The organism is Kitasatospora sp. NPDC101447, assembly GCF_044767225.1.
In the GTDB taxonomy this organism is placed as follows: Bacteria; Actinomycetota; Actinomycetes; order Streptomycetales; family Streptomycetaceae; genus Kitasatospora.
Window position 1 is genome coordinate 1 of the sequence record NZ_JBIWNL010000056.1, and the last position, 22776, is coordinate 22776.

A 22776-nucleotide genomic window follows, 5' to 3' on the forward strand; every position below is an offset into this window, starting at 1 on the left:
CTCCGCACGGATCGTGGTCACATCGCCGAGGGGTTACCCCAGCCCGGAAGGGCGGTTCGGGTCGAGCGCTGGGACAGGCCCCAAGTCGAACTCGCAGATCTCCATCCCGGCGAACGACGTGTGGTCCCGGTCGAACTGAAGCCAGACGCGAGGCGCATCGTCGTCGTCGAGATGAAGCCATGAGCTGTCGGCACGGGAAGCCGGAGCCGTTCGGAGGTAGGTGCAGGTCGGACGACAGCCGCACCACCCGTGAAAGCGCAACCGCCCGACGGCCCCGGCCAGGGCGGGTTCCCCTTCAGCGATCAGCGCCGCCTCCACGAACGACACCAGCCGGGGATAGACGTCCCCAAGCAGCGGTGGTCCACTCTCATGCATCCCGTCAGGCTAGTGAGGAGGCCGACAGCGTGCGGGCCGAACCGTGCCGTGCAGATCGTGCCGCAGCCACCGTCGGCAAAACCACGACGCCCGCCGACGGCGGCTACTCGGGAACCGGCCTGCTCATCCCGCGCCGCAGGCCCAAGGGCGGTGAGCCCACGGAATGGCAGGCCGCGCACAACCGAGAGCACAAGCAGGTCCGAGCTCGCGCTGAGCACGTCCTCGCCCAGATGAAGCCCTGGAAGTCCTGCGCGACTGTCGTTCCGCCGCGGGCGCCTCAAGGGCCACGGCGTCCACCACGCCGTGCTCGGCATCGCCCGCCTGCACGACCTCCAGGCCGTCCAACCCAGGCAAGGGCAGCGGCCCAGGCCGCTGCCGACGGAGGAAAAACGCGTGCCGGACGGAAGTCTCCCGATGCCAGACTGCGCGGCATGACCACACCTGAGCTCAGCGAACTGGACTACCTTCGGGAGATCGAGCGTCTCGCCTACCGTGTCACCGTCGAGGCGTCCAACGAGGACTGGCTCTCGTTCGCGCCTGATCCGGACGATGCGACGTCTCTCCAACGCAGCGTCAACGCGCTCGCCCGCGTCCTGCGTAGCTACCACTTCGAAGGCGACGGCTGTACGGAGCAGGATCGTCCCCTGGTCAGGCTCGTCGGCGCCACGGTGCTGAAGCCCGGAGTCATGCCGGCCGGGATGGACGAGGACTACGAGGAGGAGTGCGCGCGAATCGGTGTCGACGCACGGCCGGAGGGTTGGGCGCTGTGGAACACCTGGGACGACGGGGGCCTTCAGGTGACCATGGTGGTGTCCGCCGTCGACACCACCCAGGGCCTCTTCGAGAACTGGTCCCGGGGGAGGGCGCTCGACCCGGTGACCCCGCTGCCCTCCCAGATTGCTCTCGTCCGCCGAGGCTGGATCGGCCCGATGACGTTCTCACCGCGCGGCGTCAGTAAGACCGGCCGCGGCGGGCAACCGTTGTCCTGACCTCCGCGGTGTGCCCGGGGAGAGGACAGGAACAACCGGGGCGACCAACGCCCTGTCATCGACCCGTGGGACCCGGCGACCCGGCTCGGAAATTTTCTGCGGAAAATCCTGAGCCCATCGACATCGCCCAACGCACCAGCCCCGCTGGATCAGCGACGCTGTGCGTCCCGTGCCTGCGAGCCGATCCGGTGGCGGCTACAGCGGCTCCTTCCCGATCACGGACAGGACGCCGCCCCCGGCTGTCAGTCCCGCGGGCCTCCACCTGTCCCGTCCCTCGGTTGGATCCGAGGGAGCGCGGGATCCGAATTTTCCGCGGAAAATCGTCCGGCCGATCCGCGGTACTCAGCGGGGGAGAGGTCCGGCGGATCACGGCCCCGCGCAACCGCAGCCCGGAGTGCACGCGGCGCGGGGCCGGCCAGTGCCCCGGCCGGCAGTCGGCGCGGCCGGGAAATCGCTGGGCCCTCCGCCGCTCGACCGCTACCGTACGGGGACGATCATCCGGGGGTGGCTGATGCGGCCGATGCTGCTGATAGACGTTGACGGTCCACTGAATCCGACCGCGGCGAAGCCGTACCGGAGGCCCCAGGGCTACGAGACGCACCGGCTGATGACCCCGCAGTGGGAGGCGGCCGAGCGGCGCAGGCTCCGGGAGTGGGGCCTTCCGAACAAGCCGCCGAAGCCACTGCGGGTCTGGCTCAACCCGGATCACGGGCCGGCGCTCACCGCCCTGCCGTACGACCTGGTGTGGGCGACGACGTGGGAGGAGGAGGCCAACACCTTCCTCTCACCCCTCCTGGGGCTTCCCACCCTGCCGGTCATCACCTGGCCCGATCCGCGTCCCCAGCCCGGAGGGGGCGTGTTCTGGAAGACACCGGAGATCGTGGCCTGGGCACAGGGCCGCCCGTTCGCCTGGGTCGACGACCAGATCACGGACGCGGACCACGGCTGGGTCCGGGCCCACCACCACGGCCCGGCGCTCCTCCACCGCATCGACCCGAAGACCGGACTGACGGCGGACGACTTCTCACTCCTCGCGGACTGGGCACGCGTGACGCCCTGACAGAACGCGCTGAAAGATCGCGCTGACAGCTCACCCTGACAGCCCACCCCCACAGGTCACTCCTCCCGCGGGAGCGTCCCCGCCATGGCTGGTCACCGTCATCCGGGCCGAAGGCCATCACCACCCGGCCGTAGGGTGAGGCGCATGACAGGCACCGGCGGGACGGGGATCACGGCAACGGAACGTGCGGCGCTGGAGCGTGCGCTGAGCGAGTTGGAGGCGCGGCTTGCCGCGGATGCCGAACGCGGGCCCGACACCCGCCTTCGGTGCGAGCAACTGGTGGAGCAGCTGCGCACACCGGCTGCCGCGTTCCTTCGACCGGAACTGGAGCGACGCCTCGCCCGTCACGTCGATGCCGGCGACTCCTTCGCCCGGGACCGGATCGCCCACGCCCTGGCGGGTGCCTGCGGCCAGGACGCCCTGCCCGCCCTGCTGCGTGCGATGGTGACCGATCGCAACGACGACGAGGCCACACTGCAGCTCGACGTCCTCAACCTGTTCAGGGCTTGGCCCCAGACCTCGCTCAGGCTGTCACTGGAGTGCGCCGCCTCCGACGACCCCGGGACACGGATGGTGGGTCTCTGGAGTCTGGCCGTCATCGACTTCGGCGGAGACACGTACTTCGGGCTGATCGCCGACGCGGCCCGCGACCCGAACCCCGCGATACGCGCCCACGCGATGACGACCCTCGGCACCATCTTCGGCACCGGCGATCCCTCGACAGCCCGGGCCATCCTGATCACCGGCACCTCCGATGCCGCGCCCGAGGTCCGGAGAGCAGCGGTCAGCGCGCTCTGGGGGGCTCACGAGGCGACAGTCACCGACGCCCTCGTCGCCCGCGCCGGCGACTCCGATCCCGCCGTCCGGTACTGGCTGGCGTGGACCCTGTCCGGACGCCCGGCCCCCGAGGCCCGAGCCGCACTCGAACGGCTCACGGCCGATGAGGACGAGAACGTACGCGACGCCGCGCACCAAGCCCTGGCCCAGCCGACGGGGTGACCCTGGTCCTTGCGGCGCTGATCCCCATGCCCCGGACGCTGACCCCTGCCCCGGAGTGAACACCGCAGCCGCTCCCCGCGCTCAGTCCGAGTTGAGCCACACCAGGACCCCGGGGCCGTCCGGCGTGATCACCGGTACCCAGGCCTCGTCGGCCTCGCGGATCCGGCTCTCGTCCAGCTGCAGCCTGTGCGGCTTCACGGTGGTCCCGTCGCAGGCCCAGTAGCGGACGGCTCCGACCAAGGCCGCGAAGCCTGTCCCGCTCGCGGCTCGGTCAGCCGTGATGGAAGCGCGGGCACGGGTCTCCTCGGTGATCACAGGGCGTCAGCAACTCCCTGATCAACGGGGCCTGTGCCCGCTCGGCCACCTACCTTCCCAACCGCGCCTATGGCGAGAGCTCGGGCACTCAGATGCTGTTGGCGATGCGCTCGTGGTCCCGTTCGCCCTCGCGGGTCTGGATACCAGCGGCGAGCAGCTTGTGGGCGAGCTCGGTGACCTCATCGCCGAACGCCGCGAACAGGCCCTCGTTCTCAACGGCGTACGCCGCATGCGGAATCGGCGGCGCGACCGCGTCGACCGCAGCCTTCGTGATGGCGATCACCTCCGGCCGGAGGCCGGCGATCCGTCGGGCGAGGGTGTCGACGAAGGAATCGAGTTCTGCGGCGGGCAGGGCACGGTTGATCAGGCCGTACCGTTCCGCGAGCTCCGCACCCACGAGTTCGGCGCCGAGGATGAGCTCCAGCGCGCGGGCCCTTCCTGCCAGGCGCGTCATGTTCACCGTGCCGCCGCCTCCGGGGAGGATCCCCATCAAGGACTCCGGCTGCCCCTGCCCCGACTTGCCGATCGCCGCGAATCGCATGTCCAGGTACATGAAGAACTCGTTGCCCGCGCCGCGCGCGAAGCCCGCCAGCTTGCCGATGGTGACCTGCGGCAGCGAGCGGACCTCCTCGCTCATCGCCTGGAGGATGTTCAGGCCTTCCGGGACGGTCGAGCCCGGTGCGGCCGCGATCGCAGCGCGAGTCGCTGCAGGCAGCGCGTCAGGGTCAGTGAGGTACGCCATGTCGCCGTGTGCAACGAAGAACTCCGGGTCAGCGCTCTCGAAGACGATGACGCGGACGTCGGCGTCGTCCCGCACACGTGCGACGAATGCCCGGAGTGACGGCAGGAGGACCGCGTCCATCAGATTGAGCGGCGGGTGATCGATTGTCACCGTCGCGACCCCGTCCGAGACGTCGATCGTCAGGGCGGGAAGGTCTGCGTAGCTCATGAGGTGGCTCCATATCGCGGTAAGGGACGGTCCGTGACCGGGCGACCGGCTCGGGACAGCGTCGCGAATCTCAGCCTCGCGACTGACACTGAGTGTCAGATTAGAAACCTGTATCCGAATAAGCAAACGAGTGTGTCGGAGTACACTCGTCCCCATGAGTGCAGCGCCAGTCGGTACCCGTGAGATCAGCCGCCACGCGGTGCGAGCAGAGCTGGCCCGCGTCGCGTTCAACCGGTTCTGCCTCACGGGCTTCGACCAGGTCACCTTCGCCGACCTCTCCGAAGCCGCCGGAGTGTCGCGGAGCACCTTCCTGCGCTACTTCGGCACCAAGGAAGACGTGGTCCTGTTCGTCTTCGACCCTGTCGGTGGCGTCATCACTGACGCGCTCGATGCCGAGCGGGCCAACCAGGACGACTGGAGCAGGCTGCGCAACGCCCTGGAGTCGGCCGTGAGGTTCCTCGTGGGCGACGTTCAGCAACTCGTGACGATCCTCGGCCTCATCGAGCAGACCCCGGCCCTGTGCGCACGCCTCCGCGAGAAGCAGGCCGAATGGCGACCGGAGATCGTCGCCCGACTGCAGAGGACAACCTCCTCGACCGACGGGCCATCGGTCATCGCCACCGTTCGTGTAGCGGCGGCACTCGAAATCCTGTGGATCGTCCTCGGGCAATGGGCTGCGAGCGACGGCCAAGAGGACCTCGGCGAACTGCTGGACGCTGCGTTCGCCGCCTTCTCGACCCCGGCATAGCGGCAGACGGACGCTCCGTTGTAGAGGGCCGAAGCGGCGGCTTCCTCGGCAGTGCCGAAGCGGCCGAAGGGAGTGATCGAGCCGACGGCGGTGATCCCGTCGTCGGAGTCCAGCCCCGGCCGCGAGTGCGGGAGTGGGGTGTCGATCCGGCCGAAGCGGACGGTGTCCACACGCAGCCGTGCGGCGCCCCCACAGCTCCCATCTGCGCGACCTCTAGGCTGAAGCCGCACGTCAATGGCCGTGGACGGCGGCCGGGGAGGGTTCTGGGCAGTGGAGAAGATGGGCGAGCAGGGCGAGCTGGACGAACTGCGGGCACGGCTGGCCGCGCTGGAGGCCGAGGTGGGCCGGCTGCGCGAGGAGTCCGCGGCAGCGCACACGGCCGCGGTGCGCACCGGAGAGGCCCGCACCGCAGGGGAACGCACCGCAGGGGAACGCACGGCAGGGGGACGCACGGCGGAGGCCCGCACCGCGACGAGGCGTGGGGCGGCGAAGCGTGAGGCACCGGCCGCGGTCACGGTCACGGGCGCGGCCACGGATAGCAGGACGGCCGGGGTCACAACGGTGACGGCGAAAGCCGGCCGGGACAGTACGGAGGCCGGCTCCTCCGCGCACGCGCACACCCCGGCGCCGGACGCCGCGCGCCCCGACCGGGCCGAGCTTCACCAGTCGATGACCGGCCTCGCCGACGCCCTCGGCGTCATGAGGTCCGAGCAGGCCGAACGGGCCGACCGGGCGCTGCAGGCCGAGCGGGCCGAGCAGCCGACCCAGGTGCTCCGCACCCGGCCCCTGGAGGCCCGGAGCAGCGCGCCCGCCCGGCACAGCCAGTTCCTGGAGAGCCTTCTGGCGGGCCAGGCGGTCCTCCCGGAGGAGCCGCAGCGCGAGAGCCGCTAGCCACCCGGGCCGAACGCACCGGGTGCAGCGGTCGGCCCCGGGCTCAGGCCTGCGAGCCTCAGGCCCCGGGCGTCACGCCCGTGGGCCTCAGGCCTTCGGAAGCGTTATCCCCAGCTCCAGCATGGCCGGCGAGGCCGGGCCGCCCTCGGAGCGCTCGGTCTTGTAGCCCTTGACCCCGGGGGCGACGGTGCGCGGGTCGACGGCCTCCGACGGGGCGCCGGTGGAGTACAGGCCGTCCGGGTCCTGGTCGCGGTCGTGGGGCAGCAGCCAGAAGACGCGCCGGCGGAAGGTGCCGGAGGCCCGCGAGGACTTGGCGTCGGGGCCGAGGATCGCGTATCCGACCATGCGACCGTCGCGGTGGTAGGCGGGGCGGCCGCGGCGCGTGGTGAGGCGGTCCAGCGACTGGCGGACGTAGTCGAGGTCGGAGGTGTCCTCCAGCCAGACGAGGTCGGTTTCGTGGGCGAGCTCGGCCGGGTCGATCAGCGCGCTCACGCGTTCTGCTCCTCTGTGTCGTCGGTGATCAGGCCGATGCCCGGGTAGTACTTGCGGCTGTTGGACAGGACCATCTCCTTGGGAGAGGTCATACCCAGTGTCTCGCGGACTCGTGCGGCGAAGGCACGCCCGGATACGGGATTGGCGCCTTCGAAGCCGCACCAACGGGTGTAGGCGCCGAAGAGCTGGGATTGTTCGGCGCGCATGCCTTCGCCTGTGATGCATGCCTCCTTGAGGAAGCGGCCGACGTGGTCCTCGGTCTCCGCGTACGCGGTGGTGGCGACCTGGACGCGCTGGGGGCCCGCGAGGTCCTTCTCGCCGGCGAAGTAGCGTCGGGCGCCGTCGATGAGCCAGGCGAGGATGCCGGGGCCCTCCTCGGCGACGAGGACGTGCGCCAGGTTGTCGATCTTGCGTTCCTCGGGGACGACCCGTTCGAACGGGATCAGACGCATGCGGCGCCAGAAGGCGAAGCCGCCGGTGCCCACCTCGGGGCGGTGGTTGCCGAGCAGCCAGAGCTTGTGGGTGGGCTCGAAGGAGAAGAAGTCCTGGCGCATCCGGCGGGCCTTGATCTTGTCGCCGCCGGTGAGCAGCTTGACCCGGGCCTCGTCGAAGCGGTCACCGGGCTTGAGCTCGGAGCACACGATGATGCGGCGGCCGTGGAGCTCGGCGAGGTCGGTGGGGTGGCCGTCGAAGGTCTTGGCCATGAGGAAGCCGGGCGGGGCCGCGTCCGCGTAGTCGCCGAGCAGCTGGATCATGACGTCGAGCAGGACGGACTTGCCGTTCTTGCCCTGTCCGTAGAGGAAGGGCATGACCTGGGCGCCGACGTCGCCGCTGATCGAGTAGCCGAGCAGCAGGTGCAGGAAGTCGCGGGTCTGGCGGCCTTCCTTGTCGTCGCCGAAGGTGTCGGTGAGGAAGCGGTTCCAGCGCGGGGTGGGCATCCGGGCCGGGGCGAGGGTGGTGGACCGGGAGTGGTGGTGCACCTTGGGGTCGGGCGGGACGATGGCGCCGGTGCGCAGGTCGACGACGCCGCCGGGGGTGCACAGGGCGTAGGCGTCGGCGTCCAGGAGGGCCGCGTTGAGGACCATGCCGGGGGCGGACTTCGCCTGGGCGAGCATGGCGTTCATGCCGGAGGTCGACAGGGCACGGCGGCGGTGCCGGCGCAGGTCGGCGTTGGTGTAGAGGCCGCGCGGGTCGTGGGTGGCGACGCTCTCGGCCATCTCCCCGGCGGCCCACAGGACGGTGTCGTCCTCGTCGAGCTGCCAGCGGTGGGTGGACCAGCGGTACCAGCCGATGCCGGGGACGTGGCGGTAGTCGCGTCCGTAGAGGTGGACGAAGAGCTTGGCGTTGCCGCGGTCGGAGAGGGAGTCGGGCAGCAGGCCGTGCGGGCTCGCCTGCGGGCCCGCAGCGGCCTTGGCCGTTCGGGCTGCCTGGGCGGCCTGCGGCGCCGCTGCGGTCCGCGCAGGAGCCCCGTGGAAGGGCTGCTCGGACTGCTCGGACTGCCCCGGCGGCACCGGTGGCACCGGTGGCTGGGCGGTCTCGGCGGGGTCGTCGAGCAGGCTGTCCTGGACGGCGGCGCCGTGCCAGGGGGCCTGCGCGGGACCGGGGACCGGCGGGTACGCCAGGATCTGCTGGGCTGCGGCCACGGGGTCGAAGACCGTCCTCTTGCGGGTGCTGTCGGTCATCCGCGGGCCTTCCCGATGTGCAGGGGCTGCCGGGCGCCGGCGGCGAGGCCGGAACGGATGACGGCGGAGCTTTGCCTGTCCTGGGTGGGACGGGCGGTGCGAGCGGCATCGAGGAGCAGCTGCTCGGCGGCGGTGTGGGTCAGGTGTCCGGCGGAGACGAGGCCTCCGACGGTGTAGGCCGCGCGGTTGAGCTTGCCGGTGAAACCGGCGCCCTCGGGCGTGGTGGCACAGTCGGTCACCTCCTGCAGGACGGTGTCGAGGACGCGTTCGGCTCCGCGCTTCCCGCCGCCCGCGGCCACGACGGCCTGACGGGCACGGTCGGGCACGGGGGTCGGCGCGGCCGGACGGGTCTCCGGCCTCTCCTTGAGATGCCCGGTGCGGACGAGCTCCTCGGCGAGCCACCGGGGGAGGGGTGCGGGGGTCATGGCGCCGGGCAGGGGGGTGTAGGTGCCGGCGCTCGTGGTGGTGCCGGGGGCGACGATGTAGCCGCCGTGAGCTCTGATGTCGACCTGCCAGGCCAGGGCCCGTCCGGTGGAGGAGCCGGTGGAGCAGGTGAAGCCCCGGTGCTCGTCGTCCAGGTACCAGATGTGCAGGCCGCCGGAGGGCGTACGGACGCGCAGTGTGGAGGTGTCCTCTGCGGGATCGGGGGAGCTGCGGAGAGCGGCGAGCAGGGCGAGCGTGTGGTAGCCGTTCTCCAGGCCGTCGAGGTCGACGTGCTCGTGGATGGGGATGCCAGGAAGGATCCGGTCCCGGGCAGGGACGGTGCCGGGGTGGCTGTCGACGTCGACGACGACCAGGCCCGAGGGGCCGCAGGCGACACCGGTACCGAAGTCCGGGTTGGTCCGCCACCAGGCGGTGATGACGTCCTGGTCGACGGTGGCGGCGTGGAAGCCGTGACACCAGCGACCGAAGCGGGGGCAGGCACAGTCGCCGGGGGAGTGCGGGGACTCCTGGCAGCTCTGACAGTTGGCGGGCGGGGTCTTGCGCCCGGGCGCCAGCGGATGGACCGGCCAGCCCTGAGCTGCGCACCAGCGGGCAACAGCCAGCGCATCAGGCTGGCGGCCCGTTCGGTCGCTCCCCACGGCCTGCGGCGCCGTCACGCTGGTCCCTCCCCCTTGGTTCAGTAGCTGCTTCAGCAGCTCCAGTCGCTCGGTAGCTGCCCGGATTTGAGTCGCTCGGTCAGTCGCTGAGGGCAAAAAGCCAGGTCAGGGCACTGGTGAGCGCCGGATCAGCGACTGAAGCGACTGAAGTCCAGAAGATAGCTCACACAGACTATCCGAGCGAGCACGTACGCACCCGGAGTGGCGGCCCTTACGGGGAAACTCAGCTACCCAACCTCGGGGGAGCGACCGAGTCACTTCGGTCGCTGTTTTCGGTCCGCTGACATTTCCGCAGGTCAAAGCCGTTTTCCAAGCCCAACAGCGACTGAAGCGACTGTAGCCCGGGTCTATAACGCGCACACGCACACGGGAATGTCTTCATATACCCAAGCTTGAGTCGCTTCGGTCGCTGCTGGGGTGAGTGTAGCGCCCCTGACCTGGGGTTTTATCCAGCGACTGAAGCTCAGCGACCAAAGCTACCGAGTCTCTCCCGCCCGGTCGCTCGGCGTGTCGCGCGTGCCAGGACCGTGCCTGAAGCGCAGGAAGGTCTGAAGTTCGGTCGCTTGAGTCGCTTCGGTCGCTCGCCCCCGCTGGGAAACCGGCTCGGCCGCCCCGTGGGCCTCCCTGGTGGGTGCCCCCTGCTTCAGAACGAGTTCCTTCGTTGAGTCGCTTCGGTCGCTTCGATCGCTTCCGTAGCTTCGGTCGCTCCGCCGCCGCCCGGTGGTGGAAGTGCCGGGAGCGCCCCTCCCACCAGGCCTCTTGCCGCCGCGGCACCGCACATCTGACGCCGACAGCGACCGAAGCGACTCTGGCTGCGGATTGAAAAGCGCAGCGACGGACCAGCGACCGCCCCGGCTGGGACCTGCTCGTCGCGGTTCGGTCGCTGCCGCCCGGTGCAGCGACCGAAGAAATCCTCCGGGACACGCGTGACCTTCCCTGCCCCCGGTCGTTGTCCCGGCGGATGCCGCTGGGCGACGGTCACCGACCCGACGACGTGAGGACCTCTGCAGATGGGCGTCAGGCTGGGCGTGGTGGTGCTGACTGTGGGCGCTCGGAACCGGGAGCCGTCCGTGCTCGCGGACTCGGTCGCTGTCCGGGAGGGGCCGGTGTTGCCGGCCGTGGCCGGTGGGCAGGGCGCGAAAGCTGCCGAGTCGTCGAGTCGTCCTGCAACCGGGAGGGTGGCTGCAGCGTCGATGAACGGTACGGGGTGACGACGGGTGGGGCCCCGGCTCGGGTGCGGGACCGGACTGTCAGTGGTCGCATCTAGCCTCTCGGTACGACGGGTGCCGACGGGCACACCGGTGCGGAACGGGGCGGAGTGCAGGGGGATGAGCGTGGACTTCTTCTGGCGGCGGGTGGCCGAGCGGTCCCTGGACGAGCTGTCGCCGAAGGGGCTCGTCGCGTTGGTGCCGCACTGGTTCGACAGCGAGTTCGGGCCTCTGCGCGAGGCCGGTGCGGTGCTGGGCGTGGAGCGCAACGGTTACCTGCTGCACGTCGCCCTGACCGGGGCGCCCGGCGGCACGGGTACGGATCCGGCGGTGGCGCAGCTCCCGGTGTTCGGTGGTGAGGAACGGGTCGAGACCGGGGGAGACCCTGGCAGCGACGGGTTCCGCGAGTGGAAGGTGCTGGTGCTCCGGCCGGACGAGGTGCGGACGGCATCGGCCTTCCTGGACGGCGTGGACGTCGACGACCTGCTGGCGGCTTCCGATGCCGCCCTGGCGGCGGAGGCCGTTTCGCTCGGCTCCGCCACCCCGTGGAGCGAGAAGCGGTCCGCGGCCTTGGCGGCCGACCTGCGCGCGTTGAAGGGCTTCTTCGTCGGGGCCGCCGCCGTCGGCGACGCCGTGATCAAGTTCGAGTCCGCGTGACCCGGCCCCCACGGCCGTGCGGCAGCAACATCGGCAGCGGAACCCTGAGCGGTGGGCATCGATTTTCCGCGGAAAATCGATGAGCGCCGGATGTGGGCCCGGGCCCTTTCCGGAGGATCGGCTCCTCCCCATGGTCACTTCGTGAACTGGGCGGGGATGTACGACTGCCACGGCGAGGTCGACCGGGTTCCCGGGCTGCTGGAGCGGGTGGAGCGTGAGGACGACGCCGAGGCGTGGCAGGAGTTGGGCTTCCGCCTGTGCCTCGAAGACGACCTCCTCTTCCCCGCGAGCTTCGCCGCCTTCCCGCGCCTGGTGCGCCTCGCCTCCGGGAGCGCACGGGCGCGTGCCCTGGCCGGGACCATCCTGCGCCGCGCAGCAGGACACCACGGCTGCGACGACCTGTTGGCGGAGTGCGCCGATGCGATCGCCGAGTTCCGCGAACTGCTGGACCGGCATCTGCGGTCACGGCCGGCCGGCTACCTCGCGAGCTACCGAGCCCTGCTCGCGGCCGAGCAGCAGTACCACTGGAGCGCCGACCTGGCCGACTTCACCGATGACTTCTACGACGTGGCCTGCCCGCACTGCGCCGTGACGGTGACCGTCGCGATCGGGGACCACGGCCGCTACTCGTCGATCCGGGACTGGAACCTGGGGGACGTGGACCGGCGCGACCTGCGGCCGGCGCTCCGCGAGGAGCTCTCGGGCGTGGGGCGGTGGATGTACGAGACCGCCCTCCGCGACGGGGAGTCGCAGCTCGCCGACGGGATCGCCCACCTCTTCGGCAGGGCCGAATGCCCGCGCTGCGCCAGCGTGTTCACCGTCGCGGACGAGTACGCCTCCGCCAACGGCCCTGGTGCGGTCGGCCCGGTGTCGTTGGCCCTGTCCCGTCGGCCGGTGGGTCCGGCCAGATATCACCTGATCCAGTCTAGTTAGGCGAGCCTAACCTTATTATTCTGTCGGGAGGACGTCACCGGCCACGATCGAGGAGCGGACATGGGAGACCTCAGCGGGAAGACCGCACTGGTCACCGGCAGCAGCCGGGGCATCGGACGCGGCATCGCCCAACGTCTGGCCCGGGACGGCGCCCTGGTCGCCGTGCACTACGGCAGCAACGCATCGGCGGCCGAGGAGACCGTCGCGAGCATCGCTGCCGCCGGAGGCCGGGCGTTCGTCGTGGGCGCCGAACTGGGCGTCCCCGGCGACGTGGACACGCTCGTGACCGGGCTGGAGGCCGGACTGCGCGCGCACGGGGAATCGACGATCGACGTCCTCGTGCACAACGCGGCACTCAACCTGATGGGGCGACCGATCGAGGTCCTCACCCCGGAGGAGTTCGACCGGATGGTCGCGGTCAACATCAAGGCGCCGTTCTTCCTCACCCAGCGGCTGCTGCCGCGGCTGCGCGACGGCGGCCGGATCATCACGATCTCGTCGGTCACCACCCGCCTCGCCTCCGCCCACGGGATCGCGTACCCGCTCACCAAGGGCGCGCTCGACGTGTTCAGTCGAACCCTGGCCAAGCACCTCGGCCCGCGCGGGATCACGGTGAACTCCGTCGCCGTCGGATTCACCAGCACCGACATGACCGCCGAGGTGCTGGCCGACCCGGCGAACGTGGAGCGCAACATCGGCCTGACCGCGCTCGGCCGGATCGGCCGGGTGCCGGACATCGCCGACGCCGTCGCCTTCCTCGCCTCCGACGACGCCCGTTGGATCACCGGCGCCAGGATCGACGTCACCGGGGGCGTCGGCCTGTGACGACCTCCGGCGTCCGCGTCGCGCGGGCGGTGTCCGCGTCGCCGGGGGGCACCCCCGCGAGCGGCGGCGGCCGCCGAGCCCGGCCCGGTCCGGCCTCGGTGAGTGACAGCGCCTCAGGTCGCGGTTCGCGGCCGGGGCGTCACCTCCGGTACCGCTGCGCCACTGCTGCGAAGGCGGCCTTGGGTTCCCATGCCATGTCGGGATAGGTCTGCCCCCGGCGTCCTTCGAGGAGTTTGACGATGCCGAGGCCGGCCCGGTCCAGATCGTCCCTGGGATCGCCGTCCGGGCGGTGCGGGTAACCGGGCAGGGCGAAGAGGAAGACGAACGCGCTGTCCACGCCCTCGGTCTCGAAGATCTCCAGCAGTTCGCTCAGGTAAGTCGCCTGGCCGGCCTCGTCGCGCTCGTAGACGCCGTTCAGTCGGGTGGGCGCCTTGGTCTCCGGGTCGTGCTCGACCACCTCCAGTACCCGCCCGCCGCGGTCCCCCGCGCCGCGGTAGGCCGCGGTGCCGAACCCGGTGATGGCGAGCGGCTTCGGCCCCTGCGCCAGGGTGCGCACCGCCTCCCGGAACCGGTCGGCGACCTCGGCGGAGCGGAGCAGCTCGAACGTCGCGATGTCGAAGGGGGCCCAGTCGACCTGCTCGAACTGGATGGAGGCGTAGGTGAGCCTGCCCCCGAAGCGCTCGCGGACCGTGGCCGCGGCCTCGCGGAGGAACGCGTTGAGGCGCACGCCGAGCTCGCGCATCGCGTCCGCCCTCCGCTCGGGTCGGCCCATCAGCTGCTCGACCCGCTCCTCGGGGCTCCCGCCGGGCAGGAACCCGCGGTTCATCACGCTCAGCTCGACCCCTGCGACGAACACGACCGTGGCCCCCCGCTGTCGGAGCCGTTCCGCGCGCTCCGCGCAGTCGCGGAAGAGCGCGAGGATCTGCTCCGAGTCCAGTTCCAGCGGATAGGGCGAGAACCAGACCTCCAGGCCGAGCTCCGCGGCGGCGCGGGCGGCCGACTCCAGTCGGTCCGGGTCGCCGCCGATGATCTGGACCGCGTTGCAGTGCAGGTCGTCGCGGATGATCGCGAGTTCGCGCCGAACCACGGCTGGGTCGACGTGCTCGCGGGATGTCCGGCCGTGAACGACGAATCCGGTGTCGTAGGTCATTCCTCGTGCTCGCACGGTGTCGTCCTCTCCGTCGGGGCCCCGGCTGGGGCGTCGGCTGGGGCGTCGGTCGGGTCGAGGCTGGCAGAAAAAATGCGCACGCGCAAGATTTCGTGTGCGTAAGAGTGCGTGTGCGTAAGAGTGCGTGCGCGCAATCAGTGTGGGATGCTGGCACCCGTGACGACACCACCACCAGCACCACCACCGGCAGGGCTGCGGGAACGGAAGAAGCAGGCCACGCGCGCGGCGCTACGCGAAGCAGCCCTGCGCCTGGCCGTGGAGCGCGGACCGGACCAGGTGCGGGTCGAGGACATCGCCGAGGCCGCCGGGGTCTCACCGCGCACCTACAACAACTACTTCGCCAGTCGCGAGCAGGCGATCGTCTCCGCCGTCACCGCGGACCGCGAGGTGAGGATCGCGTCGGCGGTCGCGGCCCGGCCCGCAGGCCTGCGCCTGGCCGACGCCGTCACCGAAGCCGTGGTCGAGCAGTACACGACCACCGGCGAGCACGAACCCCGGGCGCTGCTGCTGATCACCGCCCGGACCGCGCTGCGCGAAGCGTTCCTCGACACCACCGCCGGCATCGAGGCCCCGCTCGCGGCGGTGATCGCCGAACGCCTCGGTGACACGGGAGTGCACACGGCCCGCGTCCTCGCGGCGAGCGTGGCCGCGGCGGTACGCATCGCGCTGGAAGGCTGGCTCCGGCCGGCCGGGACCGCAGAGGCAGCGGAGGTGGCGGAGGCCGCCGGGAGTCTCGGCACCGGAGGGTTGGTCGTCCCCACCGGCTCACTGCCCGACCAGCTCCGGGCCGCACTGGCCCCGCTCGCCCCCGCGTTCGACGCCGCCGAGCGAGGCGCCCGGCCCTGACGGCGACGCCTGCCCCGACCCGTCCGGGCGGTGACGAGCGCGCTCACGTCCCCGCCACCGGGGTCACCGTGGCCCCGATCCGACTGCGGCTCAGGAGTCGGTGGCTCAACAAGTGAGGATCGGCGGCCCCGTCATTCGGGGCCCAGCACGCCCAGCTCGACCTCCTCGAACACCCGGGACCACCAACCGTCCTCGTCGCTGAACGCGGCCGGATCCTGTTGCCGGGCCCGGACCAGGAGGTCGGCGACGTAGTCCTCGTAGTCCGCGACGTCCTCACTCCGGCCGGAGCGGAACTCAGGCCGGTCGCGCGGTGGTGAGGAAGTCCAGGACGAGCGGGCTCGCGAGGGCGCGGAACTCCTCGAAGTAGGCGTGCCGTGCGCCGGGGATCAGGTGCAGTCGGGCGCCGGGGATCCGGTCGGCGAGCAGGGGCGCGTTGGCCGTGGGGTTGAGCCGGTCGTCGGTTCCGTGCACGACGAGGGTGGGTGCGCCGATGCCCGGCAGGAGGTCCCACGCGTCGTGCCGGTTGCTGGCCGCCAGGTGGTGGCGCCGGGCGTGGGCGGGCATGCCCGGGTCACCGAGCGTCCGGTGGGGGCCCGGATGGTCCGCGAGCCAGTCCGGGGTGTACATGAGTTCCAGGAGGGCCTGCCGGGCGGCCGCCGGTTCGGGTTGTGCCAGTGACCTGCGCACATCGTTGTCGCGCGCGACACCGTGCGGGCCTCCGGGGGAGCTGCAGCCGAGCACCAGGGCGCCCACCCGTTCGGGGTGGCGGGCGGCGAGCTGCTGGGCCACGCGCCCGCCCATGGACGTGCCGTAGACGTCGGCCCGGTCGACGCCGAGTTCGTCGAGGACGGCGATCACGTCCCGCGCGAAGCCCTCGGTGCTGTAGGGCCGGTCGGGCTTGTCGCTCGCGCCCGTACCGCGGTAGTCGAGGGTGACGGTGCTGCGGACGGCGTGGAAGTCGTCGCGCACCCCGTCCCACCAGTGGTGGTTGTTCGCCTGGCCGGCCAGCAGGACGAGCGGCGCCCCCGCGCCTCGGACCTGGTAGGCGATCCGGATCCCGTCGGGCGTCGTCGCGTGCTCTGTCCTGTGCTCGGCCCCGTATTCGGTCCCGTGCTCGGCCGCGTGCTCCATCGGCGCCCCTCGCCCCCCGTGACTTCTCGACGGGAAGGGTACAGCGCCCGGGGTCGCACAGGGGGCTTCGCCCGGGTGGCGTACGGTGGGGAGCATGTCTTTCGCAGCAGTTCTCTCGCCGCCCGCCCTCTGAGGCGGGTCGCCGTCGACACCGGCGCGTAGGTCGGCCGTGGGCCGGTACGCGCTGATCGGTCGTGCCCCGCAGACGCGAGACCACGACCATCTGCTCCGTCTGGAGATTCCTCCGTGTCGAAAACTGCTGTGGCACCGACCCCTGCCACCACGACGGCGTCACGCTCCGTGCGCCGCGGCCTCGCCTGCCTGGCGTTCGCCGGCCTCACCTGGGGCACCACCGGAGCCGCCGTGGACATCGTCTACCGGTCCAGTGACTTCGGACCCGTGGCCGTCTCGTTCTGGCGGCTCCTGACCGGCGTGGCGCTGCTGCTGGCGGCCCGCGCCGTGCGGCCCGCCCGGGCCCTCCGGCCGGCCGGTGTCGTACGGCCCGCCCGCGGAGCGCGCCGGACGCCGTGGCTCAAGGGCCGCCGCGTGCTGCTGTTCACGGGCACCGGCGTCGGCCTGGCGGTCTTTCAGACCGCCTACTTCGCCGCCGTGCAGGACACCGGGCTCGCGGTCGGCACCATCGTCACGCTCGGGGCGGCCCCGGTGTTCACGGCGGCTGCCGGGCGCCTGTTCCTGGGCGAGCGTACCGGGCCCGCCGGGCTGCTCGCGGTCGCCGGCGCGCTGACCGGCCTCGCCGTCCTGGTGCTGGGCAACGGGGCCGCCGTCGTCCACCCCGTCGGCGTGGGGATGGCCCTGCTGTCCGCCGCCGGGTTCACCGTGTCCAACGTCCTCGGTCGGTGGACCGGACGGCACGGCGACGGCGAGGACCCGTACACCCTCACGGTGGGGTCCTTCGCCGTCGGCGCGGCGGTCCTGCTGCCCTTCGCGTGGGCCGAGGGCCTGGTGCCGCACACCGCCCACCCTGGCCAGGTCGTGCTGCTGATGCTCTACGTCGCCACCGTGACGACGGCGGTCGCCTACCCGCTGTACTTCGCGGGGGCGGGTGCCGTCCGGGCCGCCACGGCGTCGGTGGTGATGCTCATCGAGCCGGTCGGCGCGGCAGTGCTCGCCGTCCTGCTCCTCGGCGAGCGGCTCACCGCGGCCACGGTCGTCGGCACGGTGCTGATGCTCACGGCCATCGCCGGCCTCGCAGTCGCCGAATCGCGGCGGGAGGCGAACTTCTGACCGGGCATCGACCGGGCGTCGGGCAGCTGTCCAGCGCTCGCTGACCGGTTGCCGACCGCTGACCGCTGACCGCTCGCCCGGCGGGATGAGGGCGATGCGGTGCGCCGGGGCCGACCGGTTCCGGCGCACCGCACGCACGCGCCCCGAGGCGACCCGGCGGCCGCGCACCGGTCCGGCGGTCCGGTGGTGAGCGTTCAGCCGTCCTTCACCGGGGCCATGACGCGGCGTCGGCAGGGCTTTGCGTGGCCATGCCACCTTGCGGCAGACCACAGCTACCGACAGGTAGCCCGCCCCGACCCGAAGGGCCGCCGTGAAGCGCACCGCCCCCCTGTCCGCCACCATGGCCGTCTGTCTCGCCGCCGGCGTGCTGTTCACCGCCGGCACCGCCTCCGCGCGGGATCGGTCCGGTCCGTCGCACGCCGGTCCGTCGCACGCCGGGCGCGACGTCTACGGGACCAAGACCCCGTACGCCCCGCAGGGCAGGCCCGGCCACTATCAGAAGGCACCGAAGGGCTTCGTGTCGGTCTTCACCGAGAACGTCGCCCGCCACGGCTCCCGCGCCATGACGGACGGCGGCGACGGCGACGCCGTGCTCGCCGTCCTGCGCAAGGCGCAGGACCAGGGCGCCCTCACCGGCCTCGGTGCGCGGCTGGGCCCGCAGGTGCAGTCACTGCTGACCGCGGCCGCCGCGCTCGGCTACGGCAACCTCTCCGCCCGCGGAGCCGAGGAACACCGGCAGACCGCGCTGCGCCTGGAGCAGCGGCTGCCGAGCCTGTTCACGGACATCGCCGCCCGGCACGAGCCCATCGTGGTGGAGACGTCGGGGGTGCCGCGGACGGTGGCGAGCGCCGATGCGTTCACCGGCGCGCTGGCCTCCGGCGATCCGGCGCTGGCGGGCCTGATCAAGGCGCCGGTCACCGACAAGAACCTGCTGTACTTCCACAAGCAGCCGCAGAACGCCGACTACCAGGCGTACGTGAAGAGTGATCCGCAGCTGGCCGAGGTCCTCGCCGGGATCGACGGTGACCCGCGCACCACCGAAACGGCGCACCGGGTCGTGGCGCGCCTGTTCCGGGAGGACTTCGCCGCGGCGCTGTCCGGCGAGGAGCAGGTCGCCTTCGCCCGTTCGCTGTACCAGCTCTACAGCGCGGCGCCCGACCTGAACGTCGAGGCGCCGGACGTGGACCTCACCCCGTTCCTGGCACGCCGCGACGCCCAATGGCTCGCCTACCTCGACGACGCCGAGGAGTTCTACCAGAAGGGCCCCGCGTTCAGCGGACGCACGATCACCTACCGGATGGCCGGGGTCCTCCTCGACGACCTCCTCGCCCAGGCCCAGGCCAAGGCCGACGGCACCAACGGCAACGGCGCGGTGCTGCGCTTCACCCACGCCGAGGAGATCGAGCCGCTCGCGGCCCTGATGGGACTGCCCGGCAGCACCGAGCCCGCCGAACCCGGGCAGCCGTACGCGTACGGGAACAACCCGTGGCGCGGAGCGGAGGTCTCGCCGATGGCTGCGAACATCCAGTGGGACCTGTTCGCGAACACGCCCTCCGAGGGGCGGCCGGCCACCTACCTGGTGCGCATGCTCTACAACGAGAAGGAGACGGCTTTCGCGTCGTCCTGCGAGCCGGTCGCCAAGGGCAGTTACTTCTACGAGCTCGACGAGCTGAAGCACTGCCTCGTGCACGGCTGAAGCACTGCCTCGTGCACGGCTGACGCCCTTGGGGCCTCAGGCCGGGTCCGTGCCCTGCACGGGCCCGGCCGGAGGTGCGTTCGGCGGGTGTGCGGATCGGTCCTCAGGGGACCTGCCTTCTGACAGGTGCGCAGGTCGCCCCGGGGCTTTGGACGCCGAGGTCACGGGGGCGGCGGTGCGTGCGGTGCGGCGGAGCCGGCGGCTCGGCAGTGCGTGCGGGGTGGCCGCGCGACACGCCCCCACCCCGCACGCGGCCGGGGTGCCGCGCTACCCGTCCTTCAGGTGGGCGAGGCCGGAGACGAGCCGGTCGGCGATGTCCGCCGGCCAGGGGAAGGCGCGGGTGACCGCGCGCTGGTGGGCGAGGCCGTGCAGGCCCAGCCACAGCGCGACCGCGTCGCTGGACAGGTCGGTACTGGTGGCCTGACCTGCGGCGACGCAGTCGCCGATGGCCGTGGCGAAGACGCCCAGGGCTTCTGCGCCGAGCGCGGTCAGGTCCGCCTCGGTGATGGAGCTCTCGCCGAGGGTCGGTGTCCAGAGGCCACCGAACATGGTCCGGTACCGCCCGGGGTTCGTCCGGGCGTAGTCCAGGTAGGCGTCGCAGAGGGCGCGCAGCCGCTGCCGGGGGTCGCCTTCGGTGTCCTGGGCGGCCGCGCGCAGATGGCTTTCCAGTTCGGCGAACTCGCGTTGCACCACGGCCAGGAGGATGGCCGGCTGGTCGGGGAAGTGCGGGTAGATGGACGGGGCGGCGATCCCGACCCGCCGGGCGACCGACCGCAGGGTGATGGCGCGCTCGTCGCCGCTCTCGTCGAGGAGCGCGACCGCGGCCGTGATGATCTCTTCGCGCAGGCGCCCGCCCTCGCCGCGGCGGTTGCGCGCACGGGCCGGTTTGGGTGCGGCCGTTTCCGTTGTGCTGGTTTCATTCACACCCGTCACCTTACGCCGTGAAGCTTACGGGCGTGAAGCCTTGCAGTCGTAGTCTTACATGTGTAACTTTACGGCTGTAGGCACAACGGCCGACAGCCCGTCCAGCCCCGAGGAGCCCGCCATGACCGGCACCACTTCCACCTCCACCTCCACCACCGTCGCGACCGAGGTCGTCCTGCCCGGTGTGGTCGAGCCGAACGGCCTGCAGGTCCGCACCCGCCCGCTGCCCGCTCCCGCCACCGGCCAGGTCGTCCTGCGGATGGACGCGACCGGCGTCTCGTTCGCCGAACAGCAGATGCGCCGCGGCAAGTACTACGACCAGCCGCCCTTCCCCTTCGTGCCCGGCTACGACGTCGTCGGTACGGTCACCGCCACCGGCCCCGGAGTGGACCCGGCGCTGACCGGCCGCCGGTTCGCCGCGGTCACCAAGACCGGCTCCTGGGCCAGCCACCTGCTGATCGAGGCCGCGGACCTGGTGCCCGTCCCGGACGGCGTGGCCGCGGACGCGGCGGAGACCGTGGTCGTCAACGGCATCACGGCCTGGCAGATGCTGCACCGCCTCGCCGCCGTCCGCCCCGGCGGCACCGTCGTCGTCCTGGGCGCCAACGGCGGCGTCGGCTCCACCCTCGTCCAGCTGGCCCGGCACGCCGGCATCACCGTGATCGGCACCGCCTCCGCGCGCCACCACGACGCCGTCCGCGCCCTCGGCGCCACCCCGGTCGACTACCGCGACCCGGACATGTACACCCGGATCCGCCGGCTCGCGCCGCAGGGCGTCGACGCGGTGTTCGACCACGTCGGCGGCCCCGGCCTGGTGCAGTCCTGGCAGCTGCTGCGCCGCGGCGGAACGCTCGTGTCCTACGGCAGCGCCGCGACCAAGGACGAGACGGGCAACTCGCGACTGCCCGTCCTGAAGGTCTTCGCGCGGCTCCTCCTCTGGAACTACCTGCCCAACGGCAGGAACGCGCACTTCTTCAACATCTGGGCCGGCCGGCGCCGCCCCGCGACCTTCCGCCGCCGCCTCAGCGAGGACCTCACCCAGGTGCTCGGCCTGCTCGCGGACGGCGTCCTCACCCCGCAGATCGCCGCCCGCATTCCCCTCGCCGACGCGGCCGCCGCCCTGGAACTCGCCGAGTCCCGCACGGTCACCGGCAAGGTCGTCATCGTCCCCGGCGAGTGACCCGGGTGACGGGCCGCCACCGGCCGTCAGCCCGCACCGATCTCCCGCCCCGGGCGCGGGCGGCGTTCGCCCGCCGACGGGGGAGCCCGCCGTTCCCGGGCGAGGCGGTCCGGTGGCAGCCTGCAATGATCGCTGCGGCTGCGGCTGCGGCTGCGGCTGCCGTTGCCGCTACGGCCGCCGGTGCCGTTGCCGAGGCCCTCGGTTACGGTGGCCGGGTGAACGGATCCACGCCCGCAGGCGGCGGTACCGGCGGCGGCTCGGCCCGCTCCGGGGCACTGCTGCCTCTTCTGGCCACCGATGAGGAGGTCATCGCGTTCTTCGCCGGGGTTGCGGACCTTGACGCGGCGAACCCGGCAGACCACGAGCTGGAGGACGGAGTCCGTCTCGCCTCCGGGGACCGGCTGGAGCAGTTCGCGCAGGCGGGTACGGGGGACGCCTTCTGCTTCGTCGGCGAGGGTGGTGAGGAACGCCCGGTGGTGTTCGTGAGCCTCGATGGCGTGGCCGGACCGCTTGCCGTCGGGCTGCGGGAGTTGGTGGAGCTGTGCCTCGTGGCACCGTGGTGGCGGGACGCACCCGGGCGGACGGCCGAAGAGCTCCGCGCCGTCGCCGACGACTACCGGGAGGACGTGCCCGACCTCGACCGGCGGCGCGAGCGCGCGGCCCGGGCGCTCGGTCTCGATCCCGCCGCGCTGCCGTCCGAGGCGGCGGCCCTCGCCCGGCTCGCCGAGCTGTCCCGGGGGCCGGACGCGGCGACCTGCCTTGTCGTCGGGTACGACGGCGAGCCGCTCGACCCGCTGTTCGAGCCCGACCGATCCTGACGCCGCGCCGACCGCTTCTTGTCTGCAGCGCGTTTGCGAGGTTATTTGTGCTCAACGCTTCGGGCTGTCACTGTGTCCGCCATGAGGATCACGATCACCGTGGAGAATCCGACCCCCGAGGCGCTGGAGAAGCTGCTCGCCCTGGCCGCCATGCCGGCCGCCGTCGTGACCGCCGTGGCCGACGAGCGCTGGACTCCGGAACGGGCCCGTTCGTACTACGAGCGCCTGCCGCCCCGTGCGCAGCAGATCCTGCTCCAGGTCGTCGAAGGCGACGGCGATTGTGCCGCGGACGAGTTGAAGGCGAACGGTCGGAGCCTCCGGGGATCCACCGGGGCGTTCCGCCGGGTGCTCTCCGAAGGGAAGCGGACCGGCCTCTGGCCGGAGGCGCTGCCCGCGCCCCTGGTGTCCCACGTCGTCGGCGGGCAGCTGAAGAAGCTCGAAGTGCCGGGCCGCGGCACGGAGCAGTACGCGCTCCCGGACTTCGAGGAGGGACTGCGCGACCTGCTGGGCGGCAACTGACGAAGTCGAACCGCCAGAGCGGCCTA

At 71.9% G+C, this 22776-nt stretch carries 23 protein-coding genes and 2 pseudogenes; 16 read left to right on the plus strand and 9 right to left on the minus strand.

Annotated elements, in window-relative coordinates; translation table 11 throughout:
- The 5 genes and pseudogenes from ACIRST_RS40020 to ACIRST_RS40040 all read left to right on the plus strand — a co-directional run.
- Positions 1-183, plus strand: a 183-nt coding sequence (locus ACIRST_RS40020; RefSeq protein ID WP_402809221.1) for a hypothetical protein, incomplete at its 5' end; no start/stop codon positions are given.
- 251 nt (positions 184-434) lie between these two features.
- Positions 435-708, plus strand: a pseudogene (locus ACIRST_RS40025) (IS5/IS1182 family transposase); the annotation flags it as partial.
- 98 nt (positions 709-806) lie between these two features.
- Positions 807-1364, plus strand: coding sequence for a hypothetical protein (locus ACIRST_RS40030; RefSeq protein ID WP_402809224.1), 558 nt, complete (start codon positions 807-809; stop codon positions 1362-1364).
- Positions 1365-1884: 520 nt separating this feature from the next.
- Positions 1885-2424 (plus strand): hypothetical protein, encoded by a 540-nt coding sequence (locus ACIRST_RS40035; protein WP_402809227.1) that lies wholly within the window; start codon positions 1885-1887, stop codon positions 2422-2424.
- 144 nt (positions 2425-2568) lie between these two features.
- Positions 2569-3423 carry a HEAT repeat domain-containing protein gene (locus tag ACIRST_RS40040; RefSeq protein ID WP_402809229.1) on the plus strand — a complete coding sequence of 285 codons (855 nt, stop codon included), beginning with the start codon at positions 2569-2571 and terminating at the stop codon, positions 3421-3423.
- A gap of 81 nt (positions 3424-3504) precedes the next feature.
- On the opposite strand, the gene ACIRST_RS40045 is transcribed toward ACIRST_RS40040, so the two are convergent.
- Entirely contained in the window at positions 3505-3738 is a 234-nt protein-coding gene (locus ACIRST_RS40045) for a DUF6210 family protein (RefSeq protein WP_402809232.1), read from the minus strand.
- Positions 3739-3826: 88 nt separating this feature from the next.
- Entirely contained in the window at positions 3827-4687 is an 861-nt protein-coding gene (locus ACIRST_RS40050) for an enoyl-CoA hydratase/isomerase family protein (RefSeq protein WP_350520822.1), read from the minus strand.
- 154 nt (positions 4688-4841) lie between these two features.
- On the opposite strand from ACIRST_RS40050, the gene ACIRST_RS40055 reads away from it, so the two are divergent.
- Positions 4842-5435 (plus strand): TetR family transcriptional regulator, encoded by a 594-nt coding sequence (locus tag ACIRST_RS40055; RefSeq protein ID WP_350520821.1) that lies wholly within the window; start codon positions 4842-4844, stop codon positions 5433-5435.
- Between the two features lie 234 nt (positions 5436-5669).
- On the plus strand, positions 5670-6326 hold the full coding sequence (locus tag ACIRST_RS40060; protein ID WP_402809235.1) for a hypothetical protein: 657 nt from the start codon (positions 5670-5672) through the stop codon (positions 6324-6326).
- 87 nt (positions 6327-6413) lie between these two features.
- Here ACIRST_RS40060 and ACIRST_RS40065 read toward each other — a convergent pair whose 3' ends face one another.
- From ACIRST_RS40065 to ACIRST_RS40075, 3 genes are read right to left on the minus strand one after another with little or no spacing between them, the layout of a single operon-like run.
- Positions 6414-6818 (minus strand): DUF6009 family protein, encoded by a 405-nt coding sequence (locus ACIRST_RS40065; RefSeq protein WP_030240262.1) that lies wholly within the window; start codon positions 6816-6818, stop codon positions 6414-6416.
- The gene (locus tag ACIRST_RS40070) at positions 6815-8500 is read right to left on the minus strand and encodes a phage/plasmid primase, P4 family (RefSeq protein ID WP_402809237.1); all 1686 of its coding nucleotides are present in this window, start codon (positions 8498-8500) and stop codon (positions 6815-6817) included. Before ACIRST_RS40070 ends, ACIRST_RS40065 begins: the two co-directional genes overlap by 4 nt.
- Positions 8497-9600, minus strand: a complete 1104-nt coding sequence (locus ACIRST_RS40075) for a bifunctional DNA primase/polymerase (RefSeq protein WP_402809239.1) — start codon at positions 9598-9600, stop codon at positions 8497-8499. Before ACIRST_RS40075 ends, ACIRST_RS40070 begins: the two co-directional genes overlap by 4 nt.
- Positions 9601-10928: 1328 nt before the next feature.
- Here ACIRST_RS40075 and ACIRST_RS40080 point away from each other — a divergent pair.
- The 3 genes from ACIRST_RS40080 to ACIRST_RS40090 all read left to right on the plus strand — a co-directional run bounded on the left by ACIRST_RS40080 (position 10929) and on the right by ACIRST_RS40090 (position 13223).
- Entirely contained in the window at positions 10929-11465 is a 537-nt protein-coding gene (locus ACIRST_RS40080; protein WP_350520817.1) for a hypothetical protein, read from the plus strand.
- A gap of 141 nt (positions 11466-11606) precedes the next feature.
- Positions 11607-12398, plus strand: coding sequence for a hypothetical protein (locus ACIRST_RS40085; RefSeq protein ID WP_402809242.1), 792 nt, complete (start codon positions 11607-11609; stop codon positions 12396-12398).
- Positions 12399-12458: 60 nt separating this feature from the next.
- Entirely contained in the window at positions 12459-13223 is a 765-nt protein-coding gene (locus ACIRST_RS40090) for an SDR family oxidoreductase (RefSeq protein ID WP_350520815.1), read from the plus strand.
- A gap of 139 nt (positions 13224-13362) precedes the next feature.
- Here ACIRST_RS40090 and ACIRST_RS40095 read toward each other — a convergent pair whose 3' ends face one another.
- Entirely contained in the window at positions 13363-14373 is a 1011-nt protein-coding gene (locus ACIRST_RS40095) for a hypothetical protein (RefSeq protein ID WP_350520844.1), read from the minus strand.
- 174 nt (positions 14374-14547) lie between these two features.
- Between ACIRST_RS40095 and ACIRST_RS40100 the strand changes: the two genes are divergently transcribed.
- Positions 14548-15237 (plus strand): TetR/AcrR family transcriptional regulator, encoded by a 690-nt coding sequence (locus ACIRST_RS40100; protein ID WP_402809246.1) that lies wholly within the window; start codon positions 14548-14550, stop codon positions 15235-15237.
- Positions 15238-15368: 131 nt separating this feature from the next.
- Here the strand turns inward: ACIRST_RS40100 and ACIRST_RS40105 are convergent.
- Together ACIRST_RS40105 and ACIRST_RS40110 are read right to left on the minus strand one after the other, a co-directional pair.
- Positions 15369-15506 (minus strand): annotated as a pseudogene (locus ACIRST_RS40105) (SUKH-4 family immunity protein); the annotation flags it as partial.
- Between the two features lie 25 nt (positions 15507-15531).
- On the minus strand, positions 15532-16368 hold the full coding sequence (locus ACIRST_RS40110) for an alpha/beta fold hydrolase (RefSeq protein WP_402809249.1): 837 nt from the start codon (positions 16366-16368) through the stop codon (positions 15532-15534).
- A 261-nt stretch (positions 16369-16629) separates the two neighbouring features.
- Here ACIRST_RS40110 and ACIRST_RS40115 point away from each other — a divergent pair, with 261 nt between their 5' ends.
- The gene (locus ACIRST_RS40115) at positions 16630-17613 is read left to right on the plus strand and encodes a DMT family transporter (protein WP_402809251.1); all 984 of its coding nucleotides are present in this window, start codon (positions 16630-16632) and stop codon (positions 17611-17613) included.
- Positions 17614-17923: 310 nt separating this feature from the next.
- Positions 17924-19309, plus strand: coding sequence for a histidine-type phosphatase (locus ACIRST_RS40120; RefSeq protein ID WP_402809254.1), 1386 nt, complete (start codon positions 17924-17926; stop codon positions 19307-19309).
- Between the two features lie 267 nt (positions 19310-19576).
- Here the strand turns inward: ACIRST_RS40120 and ACIRST_RS40125 are convergent, their stop codons facing one another.
- A complete protein-coding gene (locus tag ACIRST_RS40125) occupies positions 19577-20233 on the minus strand; it encodes a TetR/AcrR family transcriptional regulator (RefSeq protein WP_402809257.1) in 657 nt (218 codons plus the stop codon).
- Positions 20234-20354: 121 nt separating this feature from the next.
- Here ACIRST_RS40125 and ACIRST_RS40130 point away from each other — a divergent pair, with 121 nt between their 5' ends.
- The 3 genes from ACIRST_RS40130 (at position 20355) to ACIRST_RS40140 (ending at position 22750) form a co-directional block, all read left to right on the plus strand.
- Positions 20355-21413: a medium chain dehydrogenase/reductase family protein gene (locus ACIRST_RS40130; protein ID WP_350520808.1), complete on the plus strand. Its 1059-nt coding sequence runs from the start codon at positions 20355-20357 to the stop codon at positions 21411-21413.
- A gap of 215 nt (positions 21414-21628) precedes the next feature.
- Positions 21629-22231 carry a hypothetical protein gene (locus ACIRST_RS40135; RefSeq protein ID WP_402809260.1) on the plus strand — a complete coding sequence of 201 codons (603 nt, stop codon included), beginning with the start codon at positions 21629-21631 and terminating at the stop codon, positions 22229-22231.
- A gap of 81 nt (positions 22232-22312) precedes the next feature.
- Positions 22313-22750, plus strand: a complete 438-nt coding sequence (locus ACIRST_RS40140) for a hypothetical protein (protein WP_402809262.1) — start codon at positions 22313-22315, stop codon at positions 22748-22750.
- The last annotated feature ends 26 nt before the right edge of the window (positions 22751-22776 follow it).